21 protein-coding genes are annotated in these 26,060 nt (G+C 54.0%); 8 read left to right on the top strand and 13 right to left on the bottom strand.

Going from position 1 to position 26,060, the window contains the following annotated elements; translation table 11 throughout:
- Window positions 1–33: 33 nt before the first annotated feature.
- From CQ018_RS05405 to CQ018_RS05420, 4 genes are all read right to left on the bottom strand, one after another.
- Window positions 34–1,665 carry a DNA cytosine methyltransferase gene (locus CQ018_RS05405; RefSeq protein ID WP_219844000.1) on the bottom strand — a complete coding sequence of 544 codons (1,632 nt, stop codon included), beginning with the start codon at window positions 1,663–1,665 and terminating at the stop codon, window positions 34–36.
- A gap of 233 nt (window positions 1,666–1,898) precedes the next feature.
- Entirely contained in the window at window positions 1,899–3,158 is a 1,260-nt protein-coding gene (locus CQ018_RS05410) for an RNA polymerase sigma factor (RefSeq protein ID WP_105549333.1), read from the bottom strand.
- A 2,057-nt stretch (window positions 3,159–5,215) separates the two neighbouring features.
- Entirely contained in the window at window positions 5,216–5,719 is a 504-nt protein-coding gene (locus CQ018_RS05415) for an Lrp/AsnC family transcriptional regulator (protein WP_105548961.1), read from the bottom strand.
- A gap of 162 nt (window positions 5,720–5,881) precedes the next feature.
- Entirely contained in the window at window positions 5,882–7,339 is a 1,458-nt protein-coding gene (locus tag CQ018_RS05420) for an aldehyde dehydrogenase (protein ID WP_105548962.1), read from the bottom strand.
- 198 nt (window positions 7,340–7,537) lie between these two features.
- Here CQ018_RS05420 and CQ018_RS05425 point away from each other — a divergent pair, with 198 nt between their 5' ends.
- From CQ018_RS05425 to CQ018_RS05460, 8 genes are all read left to right on the top strand, one after another.
- Entirely contained in the window at window positions 7,538–8,959 is a 1,422-nt protein-coding gene (locus CQ018_RS05425) for an APC family permease (protein ID WP_105548963.1), read from the top strand.
- Window positions 8,960–8,982: 23 nt separating this feature from the next.
- The gene (locus CQ018_RS05430; protein WP_105548964.1) at window positions 8,983–9,354 is read left to right on the top strand and encodes a multidrug efflux SMR transporter; all 372 of its coding nucleotides are present in this window, start codon (window positions 8,983–8,985) and stop codon (window positions 9,352–9,354) included.
- A gap of 75 nt (window positions 9,355–9,429) precedes the next feature.
- Window positions 9,430–10,863: an FAD-binding oxidoreductase gene (locus CQ018_RS05435; protein ID WP_105548965.1), complete on the top strand. Its 1,434-nt coding sequence runs from the start codon at window positions 9,430–9,432 to the stop codon at window positions 10,861–10,863.
- Complete coding sequence (locus CQ018_RS05440) at window positions 10,860–11,270, top strand: cupin domain-containing protein (RefSeq protein WP_105548966.1); 411 nt, start codon at window positions 10,860–10,862, stop codon at window positions 11,268–11,270. The genes CQ018_RS05435 and CQ018_RS05440 overlap by 4 nt, the downstream gene beginning before the upstream one ends.
- 2 nt (window positions 11,271–11,272) lie before the next feature.
- Complete coding sequence (locus CQ018_RS05445; protein WP_105548967.1) at window positions 11,273–12,757, top strand: aminobutyraldehyde dehydrogenase; 1,485 nt, start codon at window positions 11,273–11,275, stop codon at window positions 12,755–12,757.
- Between the two features lie 502 nt (window positions 12,758–13,259).
- Window positions 13,260–13,613, top strand: coding sequence for a multidrug efflux SMR transporter (locus CQ018_RS05450; protein WP_105548968.1), 354 nt, complete (start codon window positions 13,260–13,262; stop codon window positions 13,611–13,613).
- A 59-nt stretch (window positions 13,614–13,672) separates the two neighbouring features.
- Window positions 13,673–14,113, top strand: a complete 441-nt coding sequence (locus CQ018_RS05455; protein ID WP_105548969.1) for a MarR family winged helix-turn-helix transcriptional regulator — start codon at window positions 13,673–13,675, stop codon at window positions 14,111–14,113.
- Window positions 14,106–15,494 (top strand): MFS transporter, encoded by a 1,389-nt coding sequence (locus tag CQ018_RS05460; RefSeq protein WP_105548970.1) that lies wholly within the window; start codon window positions 14,106–14,108, stop codon window positions 15,492–15,494. The genes CQ018_RS05455 and CQ018_RS05460 overlap by 8 nt, the downstream gene beginning before the upstream one ends.
- 80 nt (window positions 15,495–15,574) lie before the next feature.
- On the opposite strand, the gene CQ018_RS05465 is transcribed toward CQ018_RS05460, so the two are convergent.
- The 9 genes from CQ018_RS05465 to araB form a co-directional block, all read right to left on the bottom strand.
- Window positions 15,575–16,807 carry an amidohydrolase gene (locus tag CQ018_RS05465; RefSeq protein ID WP_105548971.1) on the bottom strand — a complete coding sequence of 411 codons (1,233 nt, stop codon included), beginning with the start codon at window positions 16,805–16,807 and terminating at the stop codon, window positions 15,575–15,577.
- A gap of 131 nt (window positions 16,808–16,938) precedes the next feature.
- Complete coding sequence (locus CQ018_RS05470) at window positions 16,939–17,682, bottom strand: hypothetical protein (protein WP_105548972.1); 744 nt, start codon at window positions 17,680–17,682, stop codon at window positions 16,939–16,941.
- A 28-nt stretch (window positions 17,683–17,710) separates the two neighbouring features.
- On the bottom strand, window positions 17,711–18,460 hold the full coding sequence (locus CQ018_RS05475) for a DUF5058 family protein (RefSeq protein WP_105548973.1): 750 nt from the start codon (window positions 18,458–18,460) through the stop codon (window positions 17,711–17,713).
- A 573-nt stretch (window positions 18,461–19,033) separates the two neighbouring features.
- Entirely contained in the window at window positions 19,034–19,768 is a 735-nt protein-coding gene (locus CQ018_RS05485) for a LuxR C-terminal-related transcriptional regulator (protein ID WP_181149747.1), read from the bottom strand.
- A gap of 51 nt (window positions 19,769–19,819) precedes the next feature.
- Window positions 19,820–20,839 (bottom strand): proline racemase family protein, encoded by a 1,020-nt coding sequence (locus CQ018_RS05490; RefSeq protein ID WP_105548976.1) that lies wholly within the window; start codon window positions 20,837–20,839, stop codon window positions 19,820–19,822.
- A 200-nt stretch (window positions 20,840–21,039) separates the two neighbouring features.
- On the bottom strand, window positions 21,040–21,954 hold the full coding sequence (locus CQ018_RS05495) for an aldose-1-epimerase (protein WP_105548977.1): 915 nt from the start codon (window positions 21,952–21,954) through the stop codon (window positions 21,040–21,042).
- Window positions 21,955–23,466, bottom strand: coding sequence for an L-arabinose isomerase (araA, locus tag CQ018_RS05500; RefSeq protein WP_105548978.1), 1,512 nt, complete (start codon window positions 23,464–23,466; stop codon window positions 21,955–21,957). It abuts the gene before it with no gap.
- Window positions 23,463–24,155 carry an L-ribulose-5-phosphate 4-epimerase gene (locus tag CQ018_RS05505; protein WP_105548979.1) on the bottom strand — a complete coding sequence of 231 codons (693 nt, stop codon included), beginning with the start codon at window positions 24,153–24,155 and terminating at the stop codon, window positions 23,463–23,465. Before CQ018_RS05505 ends, araA begins: the two co-directional genes overlap by 4 nt.
- On the bottom strand, window positions 24,152–25,891 hold the full coding sequence (araB, locus tag CQ018_RS05510) for a ribulokinase (RefSeq protein WP_105548980.1): 1,740 nt from the start codon (window positions 25,889–25,891) through the stop codon (window positions 24,152–24,154). The genes CQ018_RS05505 and araB overlap by 4 nt, the downstream gene beginning before the upstream one ends.
- Window positions 25,892–26,060: the final 169 nt, after the last annotated feature.

A 26,060-nucleotide genomic window follows, 5' to 3' on the forward strand; every position in this document is an offset into this window, starting at 1 on the left:
ATCCAGCGCTCACTTCCAACTCGCTAACAGCAATTATATCTCTAGAAGTTGGCCACTTATCACGGCTTCTAGTCTTACTGCTTGTTCGGTTGGAGTGGCCAACCGGAGTAATTCTTGAACTACTTCGCCAGCTTGTTTGGCCAGTAGGGGAGGCACCGCATTTCCTGCTTGAGTATATTGCGGCACTTCAAACTTACGGCTATCACCTCCTGTAGTGACTTTCGAGCGAAATTCGAAAGAGTCAGGAAAAGATTGAATACGGGCCACTTCCCGGACGCTTAATGTTCGTAAATGATCACTAGAGTAGTGACAGCAGTCATCCGGAATTGAGAGTGCCGCAGGTGAAGGGCGGTCAGCAATAAGTGCTCGCTGCGAGTGCTTTTTCGTCCTGAGCGAGACTACGAGCGAAACAATTTCATTAACGTCAGCAGGCAACCTCAGTTTTTGTCCTTCAGCGAAAAGGAATTTGTGATGGAGCAGTGGCGAAGCCAGCTGCGAGAGAGTCACCTGATCTCCATCTTTGAACGCTTTGGCAATTGCTCGGGAAAGCGATCGATCGCCCAACCCTTCAAGTACCTGATAGAGCCTGAATCGCTGCTGCACGCGTAGGCCATGTTTACGTCGTTCAATATTTTTAATCTTTTGACGAGGTACAAACTTACCGAAGGTTTCATTTATTCTATTTACATAGATTGATGGCTGTATGTTTTTATTTGTTATATTTTCAAGATCTGAAATTGCGTCTTCCGCAGTAGTCCAATTGTTTTTATCTGGCGTGGTTAAAAGATGACGAAAAATGCTGCCATCAAACAGATCTTGATCGGAAGACTGCGCGACATCCCAATATCGCAATAGATTCCAATCGAAGTTCTTGTCGAAGGTGTCGAGTGCTTGCTGAAGTGCACTCCGTTCGCTGGCTGTTATTTGTTGTTCAATAATGCTCTCAGCGAGGTCCTTCCTGACGGCAAACATCAAGAAACGTGGCCTGTTCTGTGCAACTCCTACATACTTGGCGTTTGCATGGATGCAAATGGGAGCATAGCCGACTGCAGTAAATGCTTTGGCGACTTCTCGCCATGCATGAAATTCTTCCCCATCTTGACGGAAAGCTCGTAAAATTCCACTTACGTTTTCTAGCAATGCGACTTTGGGACGAACTAACTTTACAAAACTTGCAAACTCCCAAGGAAGCTGGTTCCTATGGTTGTCGCGTTGTCGGAGGCCAGCCATGCTGAAACTCTGGCAAGGCGGACCACCTGATACAAGATCCACGGAGAATCGATTCCGACGTTGTGGGTGTTGAATAAATTCTTCTTTGAGATGCTTGTTCAACGAAACGATGCTTCCGACAACAAGTTGCCCCTGTCCTGTCAATCCAGAAGCGGGTATATCTGTGTATCCTCCCGACGCCCAATCAGGGTAATCATATGGATTTTCACGGAGTCTGTCTTTTAGTCTCGTGCGAGGATATTTCGAGCCAAGCCACAGTACTGATTTTGCTGTGGTAGTTGAACTCGCCTGAAGGTCAACGTTCAGGTGGTTGTACGCAAATGTCTCTGCAGCCATAGGGGAAAGCTCGTTGGCCATGGCAAGTTCGAACCCTGATGCATGTAGTCCTAGAGACATACCGCCGCATCCCGCGAACAGCTCAATGAAGCGACTCAAATTACCTTCTCCGACCTAAAACGATGCATTCTAACGGGTATTCACTATAGCTGGTATGGGAAGCTCTGAAGGTAGTATCTTCGGAGTACAAGTATCGTGTGCGACACCGCGTGGTGTACCGAATTCCTCGTCACCCACATATATCGAAGTCGCTGAAACTGGTTTTTGGATATGAGCTTAGTGACCATAAGCCGCCCCTTCACAGATGCCCTCCTGAAAGTGTCAGCTTAATACTAGTCTTCTAGAATCTGTGTACTAGTGGATTCACGTAAAAATATTAGAGCGGCTTTTTCAAGCTGCCTTATCCGCTCGCGTGTGACTCCGTAAACCCGACCAATTTCATCGAGCGTTTTTGGTTGGCCGTCAGCTAAACCGAAGCGCAAAGCGACTATGCCTGCATCTCGTTCCGAGAGGGAGTCGAGGATACTCCGGATCTGTTTGCTGCGTTCTTCGATGAGAAACACTTGCATGATGTCAAAATCTTCGGGATCGTAAAGTACGTCACCGATAACGATTGTTTCCTCTTCATCAAATTCGTTCAGTTGGGCGCTCAATGAAATCGGTTCCTGAGCATCGTATGACATTACCTCAACAATTTCATCTGGCGGTAGATCGATAAGATTTCTGGAGAGTTCCTCGGGGGTTGGTTCGCGACCAAGATCCTGCAACATCTGACGCTGCACTCGTGCAATCTTATTAATAACTTCAACCATGTGTACCGGAATACGGATGGTACGGGCCTGATCGGCCATAGCGCGAGTAATTGCCTGACGAATCCACCACGTTGCATAGGTGGAGAACTTAAAGCCTTTGGTGCAGTCGAATTTCTCGACCGCACGAATCAAACCAAGGTTGCCTTCCTGAATCAAGTCAAGGAAAAGCACGCCGCGGCCCGTGTAACGCTTTGCCAGCGATACAACGAGTCGAAGGTTCGCCTCAAGCAGGTGGTTCTTGGCGACCTTTCCATCATGGATGATCTGCTCATAGTCCCAGCGCAGGCGCTTATCCATCTTGCCATCATCAGCCATGAGCTTCTCGTTGGCGAACAGGCCCGCTTCAATACGAAGTGCAAGGTCAACTTCCTGCTCAGCATTAAGCAGAGCAACCTTACCGATCTGCTTCAGGTAGACCTTGACCGGGTCGGCCGTGGCACCGGCGACCACGACCTGCTCCTGGACGGCGTCGTCTTCGTCTGCCGTGAGTACGAAACTTTTGGCGCTCTCCTTGGACTTACCATCTGAAACATTGATGTCATGGTCGTTGACGCCTTCATCGGTCGTCGGTAGCGGGGTGTAGGGATTCTCGAGCGGATGTCGAATTGGCTTCTTTTTTCCCGATACAGCGTCACTGCGACAAGGACTCGTTGACTTTATTCGTTCGACAGGTATACCGTCAGCTTTTATTTCTAGCTCGTTAAAATTGTGAGCTGAAATGTCGTACTGGAAAATACTCGAAATTTCCTCAGGCACTAAAACTTGTTTTAGTGAATCCATAAGTGTGGAATGGACCAGTCGGGCTAACGTTAGATCGGGAGAGTAGCGTTCTTCAATTGAACCAGCTTGTAACCAGGTAAAAGCCAGTCCCCATTTTTCCTCTGGGTTTAGCTGAAACTGGGCTGAGCCATTCAAATTTGAGTACACAGTGGCAACGTAGTCAAGCACTACCTGATTAAAAATAGTAGTGCGGAAATCACCTTCATAATTTCTTAAACTTCTAATATGAAGCTCTGCATTAGGTTTCAGCGTATATTGATAGTGGATCTCGCCCAATTGTACTTCGAAGAAAACTTCGTGGACGCAATCTGGAGTAATTTCATCGGACCAGGGCCAAAAGCGGCTGAATAGATTGTTTCTGTCTGTATCACCGGGTGTCGGCGTCGAACCTCTGACCGGATGAGCCGCCATAAGTGTTGACGAAACTATTTCGTTCCCGGAGGACTGTAGGTCTGATGCTTGATGACAGCTGTCGGGTAATTCATTAAAAGATTCAATGCGCAATAAGCCTTCAGGACGTTCCTCCTCGCCTAATTCAGCTCTAGTCGATGAATTGAGTCGCCTATCTTCCGCAACGGAAATGTAATCGGAACGCTCGCTGCTGATCGTGGCCTGCTTGCAGGTATCTGTCCTCTCTAGCTGCGCGTCCACGATGCTGGGGTAGTCTTTATCGCTGTCTATGAAGGGTGTCGATTGAGTCCTATTAGAGGTACCGACATCTTTCGAGTGGACACAGACTTGTTGCGGGTGTTGGTGAATCTCGCTTTGATTACTTATCTCACCATTTGGTGATCTGAAATATGAGTGTGGTGCCAACTGTGGAGCGGGTTTGTGGGCAGGTATGTCTTCACCGGGAGCATCGGAATCAAACCGTAATTTCTCAGAAGTATTGAACTCAGTACTTCTTGACAACTTCGTGAGTCCAATAGGAGGCACGTGTTCTGAGTCGTTTGTTGGAACGATGTGCCTTTTTGGAGCGCTTGCGTTTAGACCATCTTCTAAAAGCATGCGCACGTGATTCTCGATAACAGCTCTATTTTGAAAGAATGAATGGTGGGTCTGGCTGTTTGAGTTCGGAGATGAAATCCCTAGAAAAGCAGTAGTTTCATTGAAAAACTGTTCTTTTGAGAAGCTTGGTGTGTCAACGAGATTTGCTTTCGATCGCGAGATCCATCTGTCCCATTGCTCCTCCAGATCAATTTCTAGAGTGATTAGCTTTTCCCACGAAGCGAACCAGACGGCAACAGCTTCAGTGTAAGTGGTTGTCGGACACGATTTATCAATCAAGGAGTCGAAGAGCGAATCTCGAGCATCCGTGTGTAGGGAAATGTGCTTTTGTAAGTGTTTAAAGAATTTTCTTGAAGATGATTGAACTTTTCGACTTGTTCCGAATCTTGAAGTTCTTATATCATCAAAATTGAGGTAGTTTTTGAATGATGATTTATCTGAGATTATTTCATAATCAAAAATATTTAATCTTAGCGAAATTAGAGAATTGTTGGAAACATTACGTAGAATATTTTTTGATTGTTTGGAGTTTTCTAAGATTAATTCTCGTTGAGAACCCCCCTCGAACCTAAGTGCTCCAACTGACTCAAAAGTATCGGCCGGCGGCCACCACAAATGGTTGCTTGGCACAGGAAGATCCCAAGGTGGCATCCATAGGTGATCTGGGGCGGCGGCTAGGGGGGTAGCATGCCAAGCCTCGGGCGCTACCCATTCCCAATTGCGAGAAGACAGCAAATTACTTTCAGTCCGATCGTAGTTTTGGTTTGCCCAATTGTCGTTGATCTATAGAGAGCTTACGCGGTGTGTTGCATTTCATTGGATCTGTTGCCTCAATTTGGTATTGACTGTATTGCATCATTAGAAGCTCCAGAAAGTTCGTTAGATACAAATGCTGGTGAAACTATCCACAGCTTTCATTGGAATGAGTGTCTTATTTCAACAAGCCTCACTCATAACTCATGGTTAGACGACTCTCGGGTACCAAACAGTCAATGATTGCCATTACTACTGCAGCTTCCGCAGGGGAACGAGCCGTCTATCAAAACTTGCTACTCCTGCTCTGCCTGAACCCCGTTGGGCTGCGGCTTGAATGCGGTCTGAGGACCAACACCCCAGCCATAGGCAAGCTTGTGTGCCTCGAGGACGAAGAACGTCTCAGTGGAGGCAACGCCCTCAATCAGCTGCAGGCGGTCGTAGAGCAGTTCGGTGTAGTGCTCGAGGTCGCGGCAGACAACTTCAACCATGACGTCGTAGCTGCCGGTGGTTAGCACCACGTAGCTGGACTCGGTGAGTTCGGCCATTTCCTTGCATACCTTTTTGGCCATGCCCGGAGTGCAGCGAACCCCAATCAAGGCAAGGCGATCAAAGCCAATGGATAGTGGGTTGGCAATGCCAACAATTTGCAAGGTTCCCGATTCTTCAAGGCGTTGTACGCGATAACGCACGGAAGAGGCGGGGATGCCTGTCTCCTCGGCTATTTCCTTGAAGGATTTGCGCCCGTTGAGTTGCAGGGCGGCAATAAGCTGACGGTCAATATCATCAAGTTCAGTCATCGGGTTCCTTCGCTGTAATGTCCAATGGTGCTGCTCACCATTGATTTATAGCAGGGATCCCCGATTGATGGGTTCACCCAGTGAATTGGTACGAGTGCTTAAAGAGGTACGGCTGTGGCGATACTTCCGTATCGCCACAGCCGTACCCTTTATAGGTTTAGCTTAGCCGAGGTGCAGAACACCGGTGCGGAGGTCGGTCATGTCGAGCAGCGTGTGTACGCCACCGATACGGCCCCAGCCGGTGCCCTTGCCGCCGGCGCCGCCGAACGGCATGTTGATGTCCCACCAGCCGTTGGAGTCGTTGACGACAACCTGGCCAACTTCCATCTCTTCGATGAAGCGGAAGGCGGATGCCATGTTCTGGGTGAATACTGCACCCTGCAGGCCCAGTGCGTCATCGTTGGCGATGCGCAGCAGGTCATCATCGTCCTGACCGACGATGATTGGCAGAACCGGGCCGAAGGTCTCTTCGCGGCTCAGCAGGCTGTCTTCGGTGACGTTGTCTACAACGGTGAATTCGTAGTAGAGGTTGGTCGGGAACTCGGTGCTGCGGTTGCCACCCATGAGGATGTCCAGGCCGCGCTCGCGTGCATCTGCCATGTGGGCATCCATCTTCTGCGCAACGAGTTCGTTGTTCAGTGGGCCCAAGTTGGTGTCCGCATCAAACGGGTTGCCCAGCTTGACGGTTGCCTTGGCGTATTCGAGGACTTCCTTGACGAATGCCTCGTGGATGTCCTTGTGGACGATGACGCGCTCGGTGGCGCAGCAAACCTGGCCGGCGCAGAAGAATGCACCGTCAACGGCCTTCTTGGCTGCGCGCTTGAGATCTGCATCTGCAAGAACAACGATCGGGCCGTTGCCCGAGGCTTCCATGATGGAGCGCTTGAAGCCGGCAGTCGCCTGGATCTTGCCAGCGGTTGCGGAGGAACCGATGAAGCCAATGGCGTCAATGCCCTTGTGCGAGGTCAGCTTGGCGCCGAAGTCGCCTTCGCCCGGAAGAACCGAGACGAGGCCCGCTGGGACGCCTGCTTCGATGAGGCATTCCATGGCTGCAAGAACGGTCAGCGCGGTGTTGGCCGGCGGCTTGACCACGTGGGCGTTGCCGGTGGCAAGGCCCGGTGCAATGAACTCTGCGAACATCAGCAGTGGGAAGTTCCATGGGGTGATGATTCCCCAGACGCCTACCGCTGCGCGGAAGGTGAACATGCGCTTCTGGGTATCGGTGGACTGGATGGTCTCACCGTTGAGGCGGATTGCGTCTTCTGCGTGAAGGTGGAAGAGCTGTGCGGCTTCTTCGATATCGGCAATTGATTCTGCCAGTGGCTTGCCCTGTTCGAGGGACTGCAGACGAGCGAGTTCATCTACGCGAGCGGTGAGTGCATCACCGATCTTGTGGCAGATTTCTGCGCGCTTGAAGACGCCGAGCTTCTGCCAGGCACCCTTGGCTTCGTGTGCCTTGGCTACTGCCTTGTCCAGGTCTGCCTCGGTTGGCAACGGGATTGAGGCAATGAATTCTCCGGTGGCCGGGCTGGTGACGTCGTAGCGCTCCTGGCCGGTTCCGTCGGAGTATTCTCCGGCGATAAAGAGCTGTGTGCGAGTCGGAACGGATACAGCGGTCATGGAATCAAAATCCCTTTCAAGAGGATGGTCTGATGTGGATGATGTAGATCACTATAGCCGGAATTTGATGCTCGTCAACAAAATATTTCTTTAAATCTTGCTCTAAAAACAAGGTAGTCTGAATCTATTGACTTTTTCAGCAACTTTGGCAGGCTATGACGTGACTCACTAAAGATCACTCGACGGAGAGAAGCACGAATGTCAGAGCAATTAGCTCCAGAACAAAGCGCGGAGCAGTTACCCAAGAAGATGCGATGGTGGGATGGCTTTGCCATGTCCATGACCATGCCGGCGGCGCTCATCGCCACCCTCGGCGCCTCCATTGCCGACCTTGGCGGTTGGGGAGCCGCTGTTCTCTGGGCTATTTCCATGCTCATTGCCATGGGCGTGAACTGGATTTACACCGAACTTGCCACAATGTTCCCGGAATCCTCCGGCGGTATCACGCACTACGCCGCTGAGGCCTGGAAGAAGCGCGCACCATGGGTGGCCCCACTTGCCAGCGTCGGGTACTGGTTCCCGTGGGGAACCAACTTGGCAACCTACGGAGCCATCACCGGTGCACTGATTCAGGCACAGTGGTTCCCGGATTCGGCCTGGGTTGTTAACATTGGCCCCATTGAACTGAGCCTGCCAATTGTCATTGGCATTGGCGTCATCCTCTTCATGTACCTGATCAACATTGTTGGCGTGCGCATGACCATGGCATTCGTCTACATCACCGCCGGAATCCTGATGATTCCGCTCTTCTCCTTCATCGTGCTGCCGCTCTTCAGCGGTGACTGGACCCCTGCAGAATTGACCTGGAATCTGCACGGAATGGAAGGCTTGCGCAAGGCATTGGTCTGGCTCTACATCATGGCCTGGACCACCTTTGGCATTGAAGTTTGCGCAACCTTCGCACCCGAATACAAAGACTCGGTCAAGGACACCACCCGTGCTATCAAGGCAGCAGTGCTCTTCTGCATGGGCGTCTTCTTCCTGATCCCGATCACCCTGGGTGGATACGCCGGAGAAGCCGCGATCAAGGACGATCCTGCAACCTTCTTCGTCGCTTCCTTCGGCTCGCTGGTTGGCGGCGCCTCGGACATCATGGTGCTGTGCCTGATCGCCTCACTGCTGCTGATCATGACCACCTCGGTGGCCGACGCATCCCGCGTGCTGTTCAATATGGGCAAGACAGGAATCACCGTCCGCGCGGTAGGAAAACTGAACAAGCGCGGAGTACCGGTACGTGCACTAAACGTCATGCTGGTACTGAACATTGTTGTCCTGGTAGTCCTACAATCGCCACTGGCAATTATTGTCACGGGCAACCTCGGCTACATCCTCACCCACATCTTTGCCGTCTCGGGCTTCTTCATTCTTCGCAAGGATCGCCCGGATGCAAAGCGTCCAATCCGCCTTCCAAACTTCTTCGTTCCACTGTCCATCGGACTTACCGCATTCATGGTGCTGATCTTGGTTGTCGGAGCCACCGGCTTCTCAATTACCGGGTACGGCGGAGTGAAGGAACTGGCCATCGCGCTAGGTGTGCTGGCAACGGGAATCGTGATTTGGATATTCGTGAAAAAGAACGATGCCAAACGAGGCATTGACCGCGAATCCATTGACGCCTAGCGACTGAAAGACAGAGTAAAAACATGCATTGGCTCCTGCTTGCCGCCGCAATCGTGGCAGAAATTATCGCAACAACACTGCTGAAGGTATCTGCCGGTTTTACCAAACCGCTACCCAGCATCGGAACTGTACTTGGCTACGTGCTCTCCTTCTATTTACTGAGCCTGGTACTCAAATATGTCCCGCTCAGTGTTGCGTATGCGATTTGGGCGGCAGCAGGAACCGTGGCAATAGCCGTTGTTGGGGTGGTTCTCTTTTCGGAAAAACTCACCATCTTCCAAATCTCAGGAATCCTACTCACCGCGGTAGGCGTGGCAATGATCAATCTTGGTGCGGGGTCGACTGCACCCGCACCCACCGAGATCAGCTCCCTGGAACACCAGAACAATCACTGATTTCGTACACAGGCGTTGCGGATTACCAAACACACGGCAATCCGCAACGCGAGCTCCAAAAAATGAAAGAAAAACATGAGTATCTATGAAAATGTGGCAGGAACCTTTGCACCATCAGTGATTGATGCGGCACTGGACTCGGTCAGCCACGTCCCCTATTGGTTGGATGATCCCGAACGTCCATCGGCACTGCCGGCGCTCGAAGGAGCAACCGAAACCGACCTTTTGGTCGTGGGTGGTGGATACTCGGGGCTCTGGACCGCGCTGATGGCCAAGGAGCGTGACCCCAACCGCGATGTTGTTCTCATCGAAGGTGAAACAGTTGGTTGGGCAGCCTCGGGACGCAACGGTGGTTTCTGTGAAGCCTCACTAGTTCACGGCGATTCCAACGGACGCCAGCACCTACCCAACGAAAACGATCTACTGCGTCAGCTGGGGCTAGAAAACCTACACGAACTGGCCGAAACCATTGAACGATACAACATTGACTGTGAATTCACCTTCTCCGGTGTGCTGAAACTTGCCACCGAAGAGCACCAGGTTCAGTGGCTCAAGGATGAGGCCAAACAATATCCTGAGCTAAAGTTCATGGATCAAGAAACCGTTAGGGGCAGCGTTCACTCACCCGTCTACAAGGCTGGACTCTGGGACAAAGACGGAACCGCAATGATCAACCCGGCCAAGTTGGCCTGGGGACTGCGCCGCGTCTGCCTTGAAAAGGGTGTGCGTATCTATGAAAACACCTGGGCCAAGGACCTTACCGACACCCCCATTGATATCACCGTAACTACCACTGCCGGTTCGGTGACTGCACAGCGCGTAGCGTTGGCGACAAACGTCTTCCCTTCCTTGCTCAAGCGTCACCGCCTATACACCATTCCCGTGTATGACTACGCGATCATGACCGAACCGCTCACCGAGGAACAAGTTGAATCTCTGGGCTGGAAGGATCAGCAGGGTCTTGCAGATCTGAACAATCGCTTCCACTACTACCGGATGACCCGTGATGCCAATGGAGCTGCACGAATCCTCTTTGGCGGTTTTGATGCCGAGTACTACTTCGGTGGCAAGGTGCGCCCGGAGTACGACCAGAAGGAAGAAACCTTCCGCAAGCTGGTTGAACACTTCTACTTCACCTTCCCCCAGCTTGAAGGCACCAAATTCACCCACGCCTGGGGTGGTGCCATTGACTCCTGCAGCCGCTTCTTCTCATTCTTTGATAAGTCCCATGGCGGCCGAGTTGCTTACGTTGCCGGTTTCACCGGACTCGGTGTTGGAGCAACCCGATTTGCTGCAAACGTCCTACTCGACCTGCTTTCGGGCAAAAAGACCCAGCGCACCGAACTGGAAATGGTCAAGAAGAAGCCAATTCCGTTCCCGCCGGAGCCGGTTGCTTATGTTGGCGTCAAGATGATGACCAGCGAATTGGCGCGCGCCGATAGGAATCAGGGCAAGCGCGGAGTTTTCCTCAAAACAATGGACGCACTAGGAATGGGATTCGACTCATGAGTAACTCAGCAGAACAGGCAACCATCATTGATGGAGCCTTGAACGGTGGTGTCCGGGTGGACGTTGCAGCGTTGGAGCTGGAACACCAAGCAGTTGCCGTGGACCAAAACGGGGGAGATAACCCGACCACTGGTTCGCAGGCTTTCGGAACCCTTGGGGGCGCCGACTTTGGTGTCTGGGAAATGAGCGCCGGCACCATGTACGACGTTGAAGCGGAGGAAATCTTCGTCATCACCGCAGGCCGCGGGACCGTGGTTATTGATGCGTTTGCGGGTCAGACAGAAGTTAGCGTTGAGCTATTCCCGGGTGCCTTGATGCGTTTGAGCGAAGGCATGAAAACCACCTGGACGGTCACCGAAACCTTGCGCAAGGTGTACGTGACTCCTGCATCGGGTGAGGAGAGCTAGCCTTGACGACTTTTACTGATGGTTACCAATTCATCAACGGTGCCTACCGTGTAGGTTCGGGCGGAACCCACATTCGGGTAAACCCGGCAACCGGAGCCGAGGCCGAAACCATTGATTACGCGAGCCCGCAGGATGTAGAAGACGCGGTACAAGCCGCGGCCGCAGCGTTCCCGGCGTGGTCAAAGTTGACCCCGGGGGAGCGTTCGGAACACCTGTTGAATCTTGCTACAGCGTTGGCCACTCACGCCGATTCACTTGCCGAGCTTGAAACAGAACAAACAGGCAAGACAGTACGCATGTCCCACGAATTCGATGTGCCCGGAACCATCGATAACGTGAACTTCTTTGCCGGTGCTGCCCGCAACCTGCAAGGCCAGGCGGCAGGGGACTACGCGGGTAATTCAACCTCAATGATTCGCCGCGAGGCCATTGGTGTTATTGGTTCAATCGCTCCGTGGAACTACCCACTGCAGATGGCAGCATGGAAGGTACTTCCGGCAATTGCCGCGGGAAACACCATTGTCCTCAAACCCAGCGAAATGACACCGGGCACCACACTACGCTTTGCACAGATCGCCGTCGAAGCCGGTATTCCAGCAGGAGTCATCAACGTGGTTGTTGGATCTGGCCGTGACGTTGGTGAAGCAATAGTCAAGCACCCGCTGGTGAAAATGAGTTCATTCACCGGATCCACGGCGGTGGGGCGCCGCATCATGGAGATGGCTTCGGAGAGTGGTAAACGAGTTCACCTTGAACTCGGTGGCAAGGCCCCGCTGGTTGTCTTCAAGGACGCGGACGTTGAAGCAGCCGCACATGCGGCAGTTGCCGGTTCCACTATTAATGCAGGACAAGACTGCACCGCGGCGACTCGTGCCTACGTACAATCCTCACTCTTTGAAACCTTCACTCATCAGGTGGCCGAGTTGATGAATGCAATGGTTGTGGGGGATCCCACCGTTGAAGACACGGATATGGGATCGCTGATTTCCGAGGCCCACCGCAGCAAGGTTGCGTCAATGGTACAAAGTGCCGTTGACGCCGGTGCAACCATCAAGGCCGGCGGTTTTGCGCCCGATCTTCCCGGCGCCTTCTACCGCCCAACACTCATTGTTGGTGCCGCGCAGGATTCGGAGATCGTCCAAGACGAGGTCTTTGGCCCGGTGCTTGTTGCCTTGCCGTTCGAGACCGAAGATGAGGGCTTGGCTCTTGCCAACGATTCCCAGTTTGGCCTCGCGGCTTCTGCCTGGACCAAGGATGTAAACCTTGCCATGCGCGCCGCAGCGGAAATTCAGGCTGGCTGCGTATGGATCAATGAACACATTCCCATGGTTTCGGAAATGCCACACGGTGGCTACAAGTCCTCCGGTATTGGCAAGGATATGAGCGCCTACTCCTTTGAGGAATACACGAACATCAAACACGTGCTGATTTCACACGACACGGATGTTCACAAGGAATGGCAGGACACTGTCTTTAGGCAGCGATAGATTTCCTAGAGCTTCCCTGTCTCTAGGAATAGGAAGGTTCGGTTGGCTCCCAAGGCCAACCGAACCTTTTCTATTTTGGTGGCCAAGGCGTCAAGGTCGTCTGGGCGTTGTGTGCAGACCATATGTGGGCTCAGCGTTCTTCAATTCCCCTTAGTAGCCCTGCCGGTTTCTTGAGGCCAAGTAAATCTCTCAAGTTCTGCGCGCTGATGTACCTAGGCTCGTATTTGTCGAAAGGCAAGCGCAGGAAAGCCAAAATATAGGGACCCCCCTGTCTCAATTTCCAGGAACCCCGTGCAGCCGAGGGGCAGACAGTTTTCCAGTTAGTGATGCTGTGGGTTGCTCAATGACCGAGGATGCAGCTTCCAAAAACTTGCTAGCGCGTGAGTGGCGCTGATATCAGGAATCGTGATTTTCGGGTTTGTGCAGAATGATGATGCTACGTAGCGACTCGAGAGTGAGTCTCTGGACGCCTAAGTACTGAAGGTCATCGAGGAATAAGAATATGCATTGGTTCCTGCTCATCGCCGCAATTGTGGCAGAAGTAATCGCAACCACACTGCTGAAAGTGTCTGCGGGATTTACCAAGCCGCTACCGAGCATAGGAACTGTCCTTGGCTACGCGGTTTCGTTCTATTTGTTGAGTCTAGTGCTCAGATATGTTCCGCTGAGTATGGCCTATGCGATTTGGGCGGCAGCCGGAACCGTTGCTATCGCCGTTGTCGGGGTGGTGTTCTTTGCCGAAAAGCTCTCGGTTGTTCAGATCGCCGGAATCCTGCTGACCGCAGTTGGCGTGGCAATGATCAACCTTGGCGCGGGATCGGCGGCAGCGGGGTCCACCGAAATTAGTTCCCTCTGAAAATTCATCTCAAGAAATATGATCAAGTAACTTGATCAAGTTGGCTGTATGATTTTTGGATGGCCAACGAAAACGCACCCAACACCGACTTTGCCAGAGAATTTCTTGAGGTTTTGCGCCCATTGCTGCGCAGGATCCGTTCCGAACGCAGCCTTTCACCGGGCAAGATGGGGATCCTGTACCAGCTCTCGCAACAAGAAAGTGCGACGGGTGCCGAACTCGCGGCCGCAGTGCGGATCAGTCCGCAAGCGATATCGCTGGCCACGGGTGAACTTGTGGACTTGGGCTGGATTCGGAGTGTCCCGGATGCTGTCGATCGGCGTAAGAAACGTTTTGAACTAACCGAGGTCGGTAAGGAAAAGCTGACCCAAGAGATACATGCGGGAGAAGGGTGGATTTCCCAGGCTATTGCCGAGAAGCTAAGTCTTCAAGATCGCGAAGTCCTTGCCATGGCCCTGCCGGTCTTGGAAAAGATTGGCAGGGAAAAACTACATGGCTGAAACTAGATCTGCAATGGTTCCAGCGCTAGTCTATGCGGCATTGTCCACCGCGATTGTCAGCTCGCTAGGCATGCTGTTGGTTCCCTCAATTTCCCAAGAAATGGGAGTCTCCGTCAGTGCCGCACAGTGGATGCTCACGCTGAATCTGCTCGCCGGAGCCATCGCCACCCCGGTCATGGGGCGATTGAGCGACGGCCCGCACAAGAAAATGCTGTTGCTGGTTTCCTTGGGGATCATTCTTGCCGGATCCATTATCGCGGCGCTGGCCCCGAACTTCACGATCTTCCTCATTGGACGCACCCTGCAGGGCCTCACCTACGGAATTGTTGCAGTGACCATCTCGCTGGCACGACGTTACGTGGCTGCCGACAAGGTGCAGGGATCTATTTCGAGCCTTTCGGTCACTGTGGCCACGGGCATCGGGATCGGTTATCCACTGACAGGGATTATTGCCGGGCTGACCGGTTTCAGGTGGGCCTTCTGGTTCGCCGCGGTCTTTGTACTCAGTGCAATCATTGTGGTCCTGCGGGTAATCCCTAATGGTCCAGATGAACAAGCACAATCTGCTCCATTTGATTATCCTGGCGCAACTCTGCTTGCCCTCGGGCTGGGTTCACTGCTCTTGGGTATCAGCGAGGGACCGCGCTGGGGCTGGGCAGCACCGCTGACCGTGGCCGTTATTGTATTCTCCTTGGTGATGTTGGGACTTTGGATCCGTACCGAGTTACGCAGCGATCATCCGCTGATCAACCTGCGGGTATTTACCCAGGGTGAGGTATTGCTTGCAAACCTCACGGCCATTGGGCTGGGAGCGGCAATGTACATTGGGCTTTCCGTGGCAAGCTTAGTGGCTCAGGCCCCTGCTTCCACCGAATACGGGCTGGCACTACCGGTATTCTGGGCAGGTTTTGTCATGTTCCCCCTGTCTGTAGGAAGTTTTACTGCCAACCGATTAGTTCGAAAATTTGGGCATAAGTTTTCGCTGGCAACTCTATTGCCCATCGGTGCCGCGGTCATGGCCATTGCCGGTGCGCTGCTCTGGCTTGCCCATGACGAGCTATGGGAAATTCTTGTGGGGATGCTACTTTTTGGACTGGGAATGGGCGCTGCCTATGCTGCAATGCCGGCGCTGATTGCACGCTCGGTGGCGACCGAAGAACTCGGCAGCTCGGTCAGCTTCAACCAAGTCCTGCGCACCATTGGCAGTTCCTTTGGAACCGCAATTTCCGGAGCGGTGATTGCTGCGCATTCTTCGGCAGATCAGCATGCAACTGCCACGGCAATCAATATTACGTTCGAGATCGGGGCAATACTCTGTGCGGTGGTATTTGCTGCCTTACTGATCAATGCGGCAGCCGTACGGTTCCGTTCAGTTACCTGATTACAGATTAAAATGTTCTTCCCGTGTCGCGTATTTTGTATCCGGGACACGGGAAGAACGCTGATGGCTAGCGAATATTTCTACTTCTTGCCCACCTTGGAATACAAGGCACGTACAGCTGCCCGAACCCCCGTGGGAAGACTTGGGTCCATGACCGGGGCAAAGAATGGTGAGTGGTTGGCCGGGGGCGCACCTGCCTGCAGGGTTTCAGCGTCGTTTCCTCCGAAGAACCAATACACCGAGGGAACCCCAATGGCCGCGCCTAAGGCCCCAAAGTCTTCACTGCCCATCAGCTGGGAACCCGGCAAGACTTGCTCGTTGCCAAACTCAAGGCGGAACTGCTCGGCAAGCTGCGCTGTCTCGTGCGGATCGTTGTAGAGCGGCGGGAAATGTGAAAGATCTTCGATCAGCGGCTCCGGGGCACCGGAAGCCTGCGCCTCCGCAGATATAATGCGACGGATCGACGAGAGCACCACATCCCGAACCTCAGGTTCAAAGGTACGCACATTCAGGGTAAAGACGGCGCGGTCGGAAATGATATTTTCTTTCAGGCCGGCATGGAACGACCCGATGGTCACCACGGCTGCTGATTGTGGAGCCACCTGGCGGGAAACAATAGTTTGTAAACGCATCACCATCGAAGCACCCAAAACGATGGGGTCAATTGAGTGCTCGGGCATTGAACCATGTGAACCCTTCCCGTAGACGGTAACCCTGAACGAGTCAGCGGTGCTCATGGCGGCCCCGGACATGAGCGTCACGGTTCCGGCGAGTCCCGGCATCACATGCTGGCCATACATGATCTCTGGCTTGGGCGCCTTATCCCATAAACCGTCTTCAACCATGGCATTGGCACCGGCACCAATTTCTTCACCGGGCTGCAGGACAAATACCAGCGTTCCGGCCCAAGCGTCCTTGGCTCCGGCATAGAGTTCGGCAGTCTTCAGTGTGGTTGCCATGTGGGTGTCGTGGCCGCAGGCATGCATAGTTGGAACTTCGGTACCGTCGTCGAGATTTCCCACGGCGCTACTTGCGTAGTCGAGCCCGGTGTCTTCGAGAACCGGCAGACCATCGGTATCGGCGCGCATACCAACAACGGGTCCTGCTCCATTGCGCAGCACTCCAACGACACCGGTGCCACCGCAGCGGGCCACTTCAAGGCCCAAGTCGTTCAGGCGCTTGGCTAGATAATCGGCGGTCTGGTGTTCCTGCATGGAGAGCTCGGGATTGGCGTGCAGATACTTATAAGTTTCAAAGAGTTCCGCGGTGCTCTCATCAGTTAGTTTCAAAGCCTGAGGGATGGTGTTCGGCATCGTCGTGTGTTTCCTAACCTTGGGTGGACGTTCTTGGCAGTCTTATTGCTTCGAACCAATTACATCGAAAAAGTGAGTTTCTGCCACATATTCAAGTAACAATCGAAGGCGGGAGCCGGGGTAATAACTTTCTAGTACACCGGCCCTTCCGGTAGTTCCTCATTGGTGGTGTCTTCCGGGGTACCCAAGGTCTTCTTATCCCGCAAGAACCAGGCAAGCGTGGCCGTAGCGATGACTGCGACAGCAGTGGAGAATAAACCAAAGGGCGTGTAGAGCTTGGCAATAAGAACCACGATGATTGAGACCGCCAAGGCAATTATTGCCGCGCGCGGCGCCTTCTGGCTCACGATTGCCTGAACCACCACGGCACCCATGACTGTAGGCAAAATATACAGCTGAACGGTCTGGATAATGTCGGCAGGAATGACACTGACCAACCAGGTTCCCAGCAAACCCACGAAAATAAACAGTGAAATCAAATGGACGGTTGCCGCACCACAGATTGCCGCAACCGAAGACAGTTCGCCCTTTCGGGTTCCTGGCTTCACTCCAATCGTTGCTTGGGCGATCATTGCCGCTGGCAGTAGCTTGTTGGAGATATTACCGATCATGAATGCTTGATACATGGATGAAGCCCCAAGGATCGGGAAATAGGTCAACGGCTCAACAATCCAAATCACCCCAAAGACCGCGGCCAGCGCACCGAAAGCAGCAAAGATTCCGGCAATTTCTATATCCAGGCCGGCAAAGAAGACAAGGTAGGCGGGTGCGGATAAGGAAAAGATCAATCCAATAATCATGGTGATCCGGCCCCAACGGGATGTGGTCTTGTCGAAAGCCCCAAGAGCCTGGTGCATCTCTGTTGCTTGTATCATGACGTGCTCCTAAGTATCTTGGCCGTGCTTAGAGACGGGTAGCGAAATAGGTGATGGCGAGGGACAAGATAATGGCTATGCCCAGCGCCCATTCTTTGATCCATGGCCGCTTGACCTTATTGGCTATGACCATCAGGATTGCCATGATTCCGGCAGAGGATAAGAACGCAACAACATGGATCCAAGACTTGGGAAGTTCGCCAATTCCAAGAACCATGAAGGCTGCAACCATTGCAGCACCCGGCACAACCATCATGATGGCGGGGTTCACCTTGCGAAGTGCGGAATCACCCTTCTTCAGTAAAGGGGTCAGCACCAGTGTTGCGATCATCCACATGGCTCCGCCCAGGCTCATCGCGGCAAGTGCCAGTCCAAAGACCGCTTGGGTGTAGGTGGGCCCGCCCAGTTCGGCACCGGCTGTCTTTGCTGCAATGGCGGCAGCTGCTGTTTCATAGGACACCGAGCCGATCAACCCGATACGCACCAGGACCGCGGGTGTACCAAAGATGGTCAGCAGCGCCACCGCGACCATGACTACCGCCAAGGACGGGCCAATGGCGGAGATAGCCCCAGCCCGGAAACTGGTTTTGAGTTCCTGCGGTGTCATTCCAATATGTGGAGCTGCCTTGCTCGCTGCCTTCATATAGATGACGCTCTGGACGACGATGACAAGAAAAACACCTATGGCACAAACCCAGAGGAACGGTGAGTTAGCAATGGCGAGGATATCGGTTGAGTTGCTATCCGCTGCCATCGGCAACTGGTAGGAGATATTCATGTGGCTGTCTACCGTTCGTCAAAGGAGGTTCGGAACGGTAAGAGCTGGCCCATGGGTGCGGCTGTTTTTTAGCGGGCCTGCTCTGTTCTGAAACTCACGCTAGGCCACCGCCTAGCGCGGTGGCGTACTCGGTAGGTGAGTTGGCGGTCCCGGTAGCTACTCTCCAGGGTTTCCTTACATGGCTGCTCTTGGTACCTGTAGAGACCCTGGATGTAGGTCCCTGTGGGGTATCCGAATAGTGTCCGGGACGCTCCAGCCACATGTGATCGGAAGATTATTCAGTTTTTTGCGGCCGAGATGTCGCGTGAATATCACAATACTTGAGGTTGCCCGCAGAACCCATGGCTAAGAGATGGAGTGCGTGCCTCATCTTAGAAATGCTCTCGGCTACGTCATCTAAGACGCCCAGCTCAGCTCGCTTGATGAAGTGATCGAAGCTAACAAGCCCAAGGAATCTATGTTTGCAGCATGGGCTTCGTGAATAGCCGTCGAGCATGAGTCTTCCACGAGCACAAACCAACATTTCCCTCCGCTAGGCATGAAACGTAGCCCACGAGCCTGACTAACGCGGTTCTATGCAGCGGTCATTGCCCCGAGCTGGAACCTACTGATCGCCCCAATCCTGCGTTGAATCTGCTGTACCTTCCGCTGAATGGTGCGATGACTGACACCAAACGACCGGGCAATAGACTCATCGGTTAGACCACCATTGAGCAGCCGCAGGATTTCTTGCTCCTCGTTGCTAAATAAGTGTTCCTCATCCTTTGGCTCCTTGGCACAAGGAGCCGCTGCATTCCATGTAGTTTCGAAGATTTCATACAAGAACGCCGCAATCCATTTGCTCTTAATATGGACGCCCGCGGGAAGCCCCTGAGCGTCCAAAGGGCCAAGAAGTAGTGCCTCTTCCTGATCTCGAATCACCAATGTTGCAGGGATTCTAGAAGCAACACGTAGCTCGAAGCTCTCCGCACTCATGCCAAAAGCAATTTCTGGTGGGGATTTCTGGCAGCAAGCTTCTTCGGCAAAAACTATGCGATGCTTCTCGAACCCTGCAGACAACGGAAGCCCTCTGCCAAATGTTGCAGGAGCTACCAAGCCCAAAAGCCCTGAATCAAGTATTGCTACTTCGCTATTAGGGCTTGAGCATAAATTCTCGAGGATCTCTTGGATGCTTTTCTTCCCCACGACGTGGCTTTCTGAGGCAGTCGGAAGCGCAGCAAAAAGCCCGGATCGGGCATCAGAGTTCGGGCCGATTGGCTCGATCATCCTTAGCCCGGCGGTGAGATCGCCTAACCCAAGGACGGACATGGAAATCATTTCCTTTCAAAAGTAATGGGGAACAATGCTGATGGGTGAGCTTTAGAAGAGGATGAAGCCAGTCCCCAATTCGTCTGCCGGATTCAGATCGAACTGGTGGCGCCCGGTACGGTATGCCATACCGGTAACAACCGGGATGACCGCGGGGAACTCGGTAACCGAAGGTTCATGCGGTCGCACGGTTCCCAGGAACGTTGAGCCAACAATAGAATCGTGCGTCAACGTATTTGTGGTGATTTCGCCGGTGGCCGCAAGACATGCAAGACGTGCCGAAGTTCCCGAACCACAGGGGGAGCGGTCAACTTCACCGTCCGCAAAAACCGTCATATTGATCTGGTGGGGACCTTCCGGGAGATCCGCAAGCTTCTGAAAAAGAATGGTCCCATAAACACCGCTGAGGCGTGAATCGGAGTGCTGTGCCTCCGGCAATTCGTTGCAGGCCCACTTGACCGCACGGCCTATTGCACGCAGCTCGGAGTAGTTTTCCTTGGTGATATCCAGCCCCAACTGGGCGACATCGAGGCAAGCGTAAATCGCTCCGCCGTAGGACAAATCGACGATATATTCGTGCCCGTCAACATCAACCTTGAGGTTCTGACCGGTGACATAGGAAGGGACATTCTCAAATGTCACACGCTGAACTGCACCACCAATGGATTCAACGTGTGCAGCAACGCGCCCCGACGGGACATCGATGGTGACAACAGTGGTTCCATCGGGATTCGACTCAACAATTTTTTCTTCGACAGCCCATACGCCCAGTGCCATGGTTCCGTGCCCACATGCTGTTGAGTACCCGTCCTTATGCCAGAACACAGCACCAAAATCGGCCCCAGAGTCGTCGGGTTCAGTAATGAAGCAACCATACATATCGGTGTGCCCACGCGGTTCCTGCACCAACATCTGCCGGATCTGGTCAACGGCCTCACTGTTCTGCGCAGAGACGCGGCGCTCGCCGACGGTTGCGCCGGCAAGGGTTCCGTAGCCTTCGGTGACAATGCGGAATGGCTCTCCACCGGTGTGGTAATCGATGGTGTTGACCGAAATTGGTGCTGTTGGCATCTTTTAGGGGGTTCCGTTCTGATACATCTTAAAAGTGGTGGCCCAATGGCCCAGTAAGGTGGCTGACGCGATGAATCGGATGCTCTTGCACTAAGAGTGGTGAGCGCCCGGAGCAGATCTATGCAATAGTACATTGTACAAAAGTGTGATTGTCAATACTTGGTACGGATTTCCCCTTGGGTCTGAAGCCGTGCTTGTACTCAGTCCTTGGTGTTTTCGGACCTGACGCCAAAGACCAGCGAATGGGAGTCTGCGGGCTCGAGAACAATGAGCCCCGCTCCCGAGTTGAAGGCATTCGGGGCGCATGTCATCGGCTCCAGTGCTACTGCGCGGCGCCCGCGGAGCTCGCCCGAGTAAAGCTGTAGCCAGTTTGCTCCGCCTGGTCCACCGCGGGCAGCCATGATGGTTGAGTTCCCAGTAGCGGGGTTCGTCAGTGATACCTCCCATTGTTCTTGAGGCAGACCGGTAAATGCGTGGTCGAAGGCCTCGGAACCGAACGGCCGTGGAGAATTGAAATCAAAACGAGTGCCAGAAACCTGCATGAGATTCGTGGGAAGCAACCTGTCATCGACATTAAGCACCTGCTGGGCAGGAATTGAAAGTTCCCATTCGTCGATCTCAGTAGTGCCGCAAACCAGAAACGGGTGCGAGGAAACCCCGTAGGGGGCGGCGGAGACCCCGGTGTTTAGGGCGGTTAGGGTGACAGTAAGTCCGTTCTCGGGATCGAGCTGGTATCGAGCGGTGAGCTCCAATTGGAACGGGTAACCAGGCGCGCCCATGCATCTGTGCCCAAGGACCACGTGGTTTTTGCCCGATTCCACAAGGACCCATTCGTCCCAGAGAACTAAACCGTGCAATGCGCTATTGGTCGATAATTCATTGACGGGAAGCTGATAGGAACGTCCCTCGAAAAGATAGGTTCCGTTGGTGACGCGATTTGGCCACGGCATGAGGGTCTTGCCCGAGTACGCCGGCGGGATCTGCTGAATGTCAAACGGGAGAACGAGATCCCGGCCCTCGAAGGCGAGCTTCTGAAGCGTTGCTCCTACCGTCAGAACCGTTGCCGAGTAGCCGCCGGCCTGCAGCTCGATGGCTGTGCCGTTTGGAGTGCTCATTTAGATTCCCTGCGCCAACCGGTAGTAGGCCTGGTTCAACTTAAGCTCGTTGACAAAGGAAGAAGTTGTAGACCCCTCGTCAATCATTGCAAGTTCCACTCCTGCGATACTTGCAAAGTCTTCCCAAACTTCCTTGGCCAAAGCCGTGGACATTACGGTGTGGTGGGCGCCGCCGGCAGACAGCCAGCACTCGGCACTGGTTTCCAGATCCGGCATTGGTTTCCATACGGCCCGGGCAACGGGAAGAAGCGGTAGTTCCTGTTCAGGAACCACGTTGGTTACTACATTGGCAGTAAGCCGAAACCGTTCGCGCATGTCAACGAGGGAAACGAGGACTGCGGGTCCAGGGTCTGCGGTAAACACCAGCCGCACCGGGTCTTCTCGATCGCCGATACCCAGGGGATGAATTTCCAGTGACGGGCGACTTTTAGTCAGCGTGGGACAGATTTCGAGCATGTGCGCTCCGAGAATTACCTCTTTTCCGGGGACCAGATTGTAGGTGTAATCCTCCATCAAGGATGCTCCGCCGGGTAGCCCTTCGGCCATCACCTTCGCACCGCGGACGAGCACCGCGGTTTTCCAGTCTCCTTCGGCCCCGAATCCGTAGCCGTCGGCCATGAGACGCTGCACGGCTAACCCGGGAAGCTGGCGCAACTCGCCAAGATCTTCAAAATTGGTTGTAAATGCACCGAAACCTTCGCTTTCAAGGAAGCCTCGTAGGCCGATTTCCAACCGGGCCCCGTAGCGAAGCGAATCGTGTCGAGCGCCGGCGATGCGTAATTCGGGCGCTACGTCGTAGAGCCGCTCGTACTCTGCGACGAGCGAATCGATGTGCGACTCTTCAACCAAGTCAACGGCCTGGGCGAGCTCGTTGACCGACCACGTATTCACCGACACGCCAAACTTCGCTTCGGCTTCGGTTTTGTCGCCCTCTGTGACGGCAACGTTGCGCATATTGTCGCCGAAACGAGCAAGCTTGAGGCTGCGGATCTCGTGCCAGCCTGCGGCGGCACGGGCCCACGAGTCGATCTTGGCGAGCACGCGTGGATTGCTGACATGACCGACAACGGTTTTTCTGCTTATGCCGAGCCGAGACTGGATGTAGGCGAACTCCCGGTCACCGTGTGCGGCCTGGTTGAGGTTCATGAAATCCATGTCGATTTGGGCCCATGGAAGTTCAACGTTGTGCTGGGTATGTAGATGAAGCAACGGGCGTTGCAACTTGGTGAGGCCACGGATCCACATTTTGGCCGGCGAGAAGGTATGCATCCAGGCAATGAGGCCGATGCATTCCGCGGACGAGTTCGCCGCGAGAATGCTTTCCTGGATTGACTCGGAGTCCTTCAACACAGGTTTAAAGACAATCTTGAACGGGATTTCCGGGGCGTGATCAAGCTGATCTGAAATTTCACGTGCCTGGGTCTCAACCTGAGCTAGGGTTTCTTCACCGTAAAGCCCTTGGCTGCCGGTGAGGAACCAAATTTCGCGAGGTTTTGGGGCTGTCTTGATCATTGAAGTTCCTTTGTTTTTTGTCCGTAGACATTTTGGTAGCGGTCAAACAGCCGATCGATGTCTGCTTGGGGAATTGCTTGGGGAATGCCGAGGAGGCGGCTCTCATGGACGGTGCGTGCAACTTCTTCGCAGAGAACTGCCGACTTGACTGCCGCGCGAGCATTTTTTCCGATGGTAAACACCCCGTGGTTTTTCATGAGTACGGCGGTGGACCGATGTCCCTCGAGGACTTCTACAATGCCTCGTCCAATCGAATCGTCGCCGATCAATGCAAATGGTCCGACGGGAATTTCACCACCGAATTCATCTGCCATCATGGTCAGCACGCAAGGAATCGCTTCACCACGGGCTGCCCATGCCGTGGCGTAGGTGGAGTGGGTATGCACGACCCCACCGATATGCGGCAAATGGCGATAAACGTAGGCATGGGCATCGGCGTCGGAAGACGGTGTTCCGCCACCGTCGACGGGCGTACCGAAGAGATCGGTGAGCACCATGTTTTCCGGTGTCAGGTCGTCGTAGCTTACGCCCGAGGGTTTGATAAGCATCAGATCCCGGTCCGGGAGGCGGGCAGAGATATTCCCGGCCGTCCACGCTACAAGTTGGTTGCGCGTCAGCTCTGTGTGGAGCTCGCTGAGCTGACGGCGCAACGCCTCGACCGCGTTCTCAAAAATGCGTGGGGCGCTCATGATGCTGGCTCCAAGACGCTGGTTTCGTCGGGGGTTCCTGGCCGCATCGACGGCGGGGCCACTGCATGGGCTTTGCGCTGAATATTCTTCAGCCGTCTCATAACGTCGTTTGTGCCGCGCCCAAAGTAGTCATGCAATTCGCAGTATTCGGCGAACAGCTCCTGGTATGCGGCAACGTTGGCTTGGATTGGTCGGTAGGCGCCAACCGTCACTTTTCCCATCGCCGAGGCAGCCGCATTGATATCCGGGTATGCGCCCGCGGCCACCGCGGCATGGATTGCCGACCCCAGTGCGGGGCCTTGCTCGGAACCAATGACCGATAATGGCAACCCCGTGACGTCGGAGTAGATTTGCATCAGCAACGGGTTTTTCACAAGTCCACCTGCAACTATGAATTCAGTGACGGGTATGCCGTTTTCCTCAAAGGCATTGATGATCTTCTTGGTTCCGAAGGCCGTTGCTTCCAGCAACGCGCGATACAAATCTTCGGGTCGGGTGGCTAGCGTTTGCCCGATGAACAAACCAGAGAGGTCGTGGTCAACCAGCACGGACCGGTTCCCGCTGTGCCAGTCTAGGGCGATCAGACCGTGCGCGCCGATCGCTTGCGCTCTGGCGAGTTCGGTTAGATACTCGTGTATTCCCAGCCCCGCTTCGTGGGCTTGTTCCGTGTAACGGCCGGGAACGCAGTTATTCACAAACCAGCCAAAAATATCTCCGACTCCGCTTTGGCCGGCTTCGTATCCCCATAGGCCCTCGACGATTCCACCATCCACTGCACCGCACATTCCCGGAACTTCACGCAGGACTTCGGCGTTTAGAACGTGACAGGTGGAGGTGCCCATAATGGCGACCATCTGCCCCGGGTTTACTGCTTTTGCCGCGGGCGCTGTGACATGGGCATCGACATTTCCCACGGCAACCGTGATGCCCTGAGGCAGGCCGGTCCACAGCGCGGCTTGGGCGGTGAGTTTTCCTGCCGCGGCGCCGAGCCGGGAGACCTTGCGTTCAAGTTTGGTGCTGACGAAGTCTGCAAAGAGCGGATTGAGTGCTGCCAGGTATTCCTGGGAAGGGTATTTTCCGTCTTGGAGAATGCCCTTGTACCCGGCGGTGCAGGCATTCCGGGCGTAGGTTCCGGTGAGCTGCCAAACGATCCAATCGGCGGCCTCGACCCAATGATCGATTGCCTGGTAGATTTCCGGGTCTTCTTCCAGGACTTGCAAGGCTTTTGCAAATTCCCATTCGGACGAAATCAGGCCTCCGTATCGCGGCAGCCATGCCTCGTTGCGTTGGGCGGCAACGAGGTTGATCCTGTCTGCCTGTGGCTGGGCGGCATGGTGGCGCCACAACTTGACGTAGGCGTGAGGGCGATCGGCAAATTGGGGGAGTTCGTTCAGCGGCGTCCCGTCTTCCACCGTGGGAATCATGGTGCAGGCCGTGAAATCGGTGCCTAGGCCTATGACATGGCGTGGACTGATTCCTGCGTTGTAGAGGGCTTGCGGAACCGCATTTTGTAGTACCCCGATGTAATCTGCCGGAACTTGGAGAGCCCATTCCGGGGGCAGCGCGACACCCGCGGGCAGTGCCTGGGTCAGCACCCCATGCGGGTATTCGTAGACTGCACTGCCTATTTCGGTGCCATCCGAAACCCGAACCACTACCGCCCGTCCCGACAAGGTGCCGTAATCGATACCAACTACGTAATTTTCTTGGTGCTGATCGTCTGGCAAGTCGCTCATAAATCTCTCCTTGGTGGATCTGGGCAGGGTGTTTGTCGGGGGAAGGCGAGACCATTGTGGCTACTTCTCCGAGTGGCGTGGGTAACATCTGTTAGCGCTAACAATTATTGCCTGAGAAGAACACTCCTTGTCAATAGTCCGTTTTTGAGGGGCAAATGAAGCGCGGTGG

The organism is Arthrobacter sp. MYb227 (genome assembly GCF_002975435.1).
Classification (GTDB): Bacteria; Actinomycetota; Actinomycetes; order Actinomycetales; family Micrococcaceae; genus Paeniglutamicibacter.

Coding starts and splice junctions, on each gene's coding strand:
- araB (WP_105548980.1), bottom strand. CDS start 25,891: ATGAGCGACTTGCCAGACGATCAGCACCAAGAAAATTACGTAGTTGGT.
- CQ018_RS05420 (WP_105548962.1), bottom strand. CDS start 7,339: ATGACCGCTGTATCCGTTCCGACTCGCACACAGCTCTTTATCGCCGGA.
- CQ018_RS05490 (WP_105548976.1), bottom strand. CDS start 20,839: ATGCCAACAGCACCAATTTCGGTCAACACCATCGATTACCACACCGGT.
- CQ018_RS05485 (WP_181149747.1), bottom strand. CDS start 19,768: ATGTCCGTCCTTGGGTTAGGCGATCTCACCGCCGGGCTAAGGATGATC.
- araA (WP_105548978.1), bottom strand. CDS start 23,466: ATGATCAAGACAGCCCCAAAACCTCGCGAAATTTGGTTCCTCACCGGC.
- CQ018_RS05475 (WP_105548973.1), bottom strand. CDS start 18,460: ATGAATATCTCCTACCAGTTGCCGATGGCAGCGGATAGCAACTCAACC.
- CQ018_RS05495 (WP_105548977.1), bottom strand. CDS start 21,954: ATGAGCACTCCAAACGGCACAGCCATCGAGCTGCAGGCCGGCGGCTAC.
- CQ018_RS05430 (WP_105548964.1), top strand. CDS start 8,983: ATGCATTGGCTCCTGCTTGCCGCCGCAATCGTGGCAGAAATTATCGCA.
- CQ018_RS05465 (WP_105548971.1), bottom strand. CDS start 16,807: ATGCCGAACACCATCCCTCAGGCTTTGAAACTAACTGATGAGAGCACC.
- CQ018_RS05425 (WP_105548963.1), top strand. CDS start 7,538: ATGTCAGAGCAATTAGCTCCAGAACAAAGCGCGGAGCAGTTACCCAAG.
- CQ018_RS05460 (WP_105548970.1), top strand. CDS start 14,106: ATGGCTGAAACTAGATCTGCAATGGTTCCAGCGCTAGTCTATGCGGCA.
- CQ018_RS05455 (WP_105548969.1), top strand. CDS start 13,673: ATGGCCAACGAAAACGCACCCAACACCGACTTTGCCAGAGAATTTCTT.
- CQ018_RS05410 (WP_105549333.1), bottom strand. CDS start 3,158: ATGGATTCACTAAAACAAGTTTTAGTGCCTGAGGAAATTTCGAGTATT.
- CQ018_RS05435 (WP_105548965.1), top strand. CDS start 9,430: ATGAGTATCTATGAAAATGTGGCAGGAACCTTTGCACCATCAGTGATT.
- CQ018_RS05470 (WP_105548972.1), bottom strand. CDS start 17,682: ATGATACAAGCAACAGAGATGCACCAGGCTCTTGGGGCTTTCGACAAG.
- CQ018_RS05450 (WP_105548968.1), top strand. CDS start 13,260: ATGCATTGGTTCCTGCTCATCGCCGCAATTGTGGCAGAAGTAATCGCA.
- CQ018_RS05505 (WP_105548979.1), bottom strand. CDS start 24,155: ATGAGCGCCCCACGCATTTTTGAGAACGCGGTCGAGGCGTTGCGCCGT.
- CQ018_RS05440 (WP_105548966.1), top strand. CDS start 10,860: ATGAGTAACTCAGCAGAACAGGCAACCATCATTGATGGAGCCTTGAAC.
- CQ018_RS05415 (WP_105548961.1), bottom strand. CDS start 5,719: ATGACTGAACTTGATGATATTGACCGTCAGCTTATTGCCGCCCTGCAA.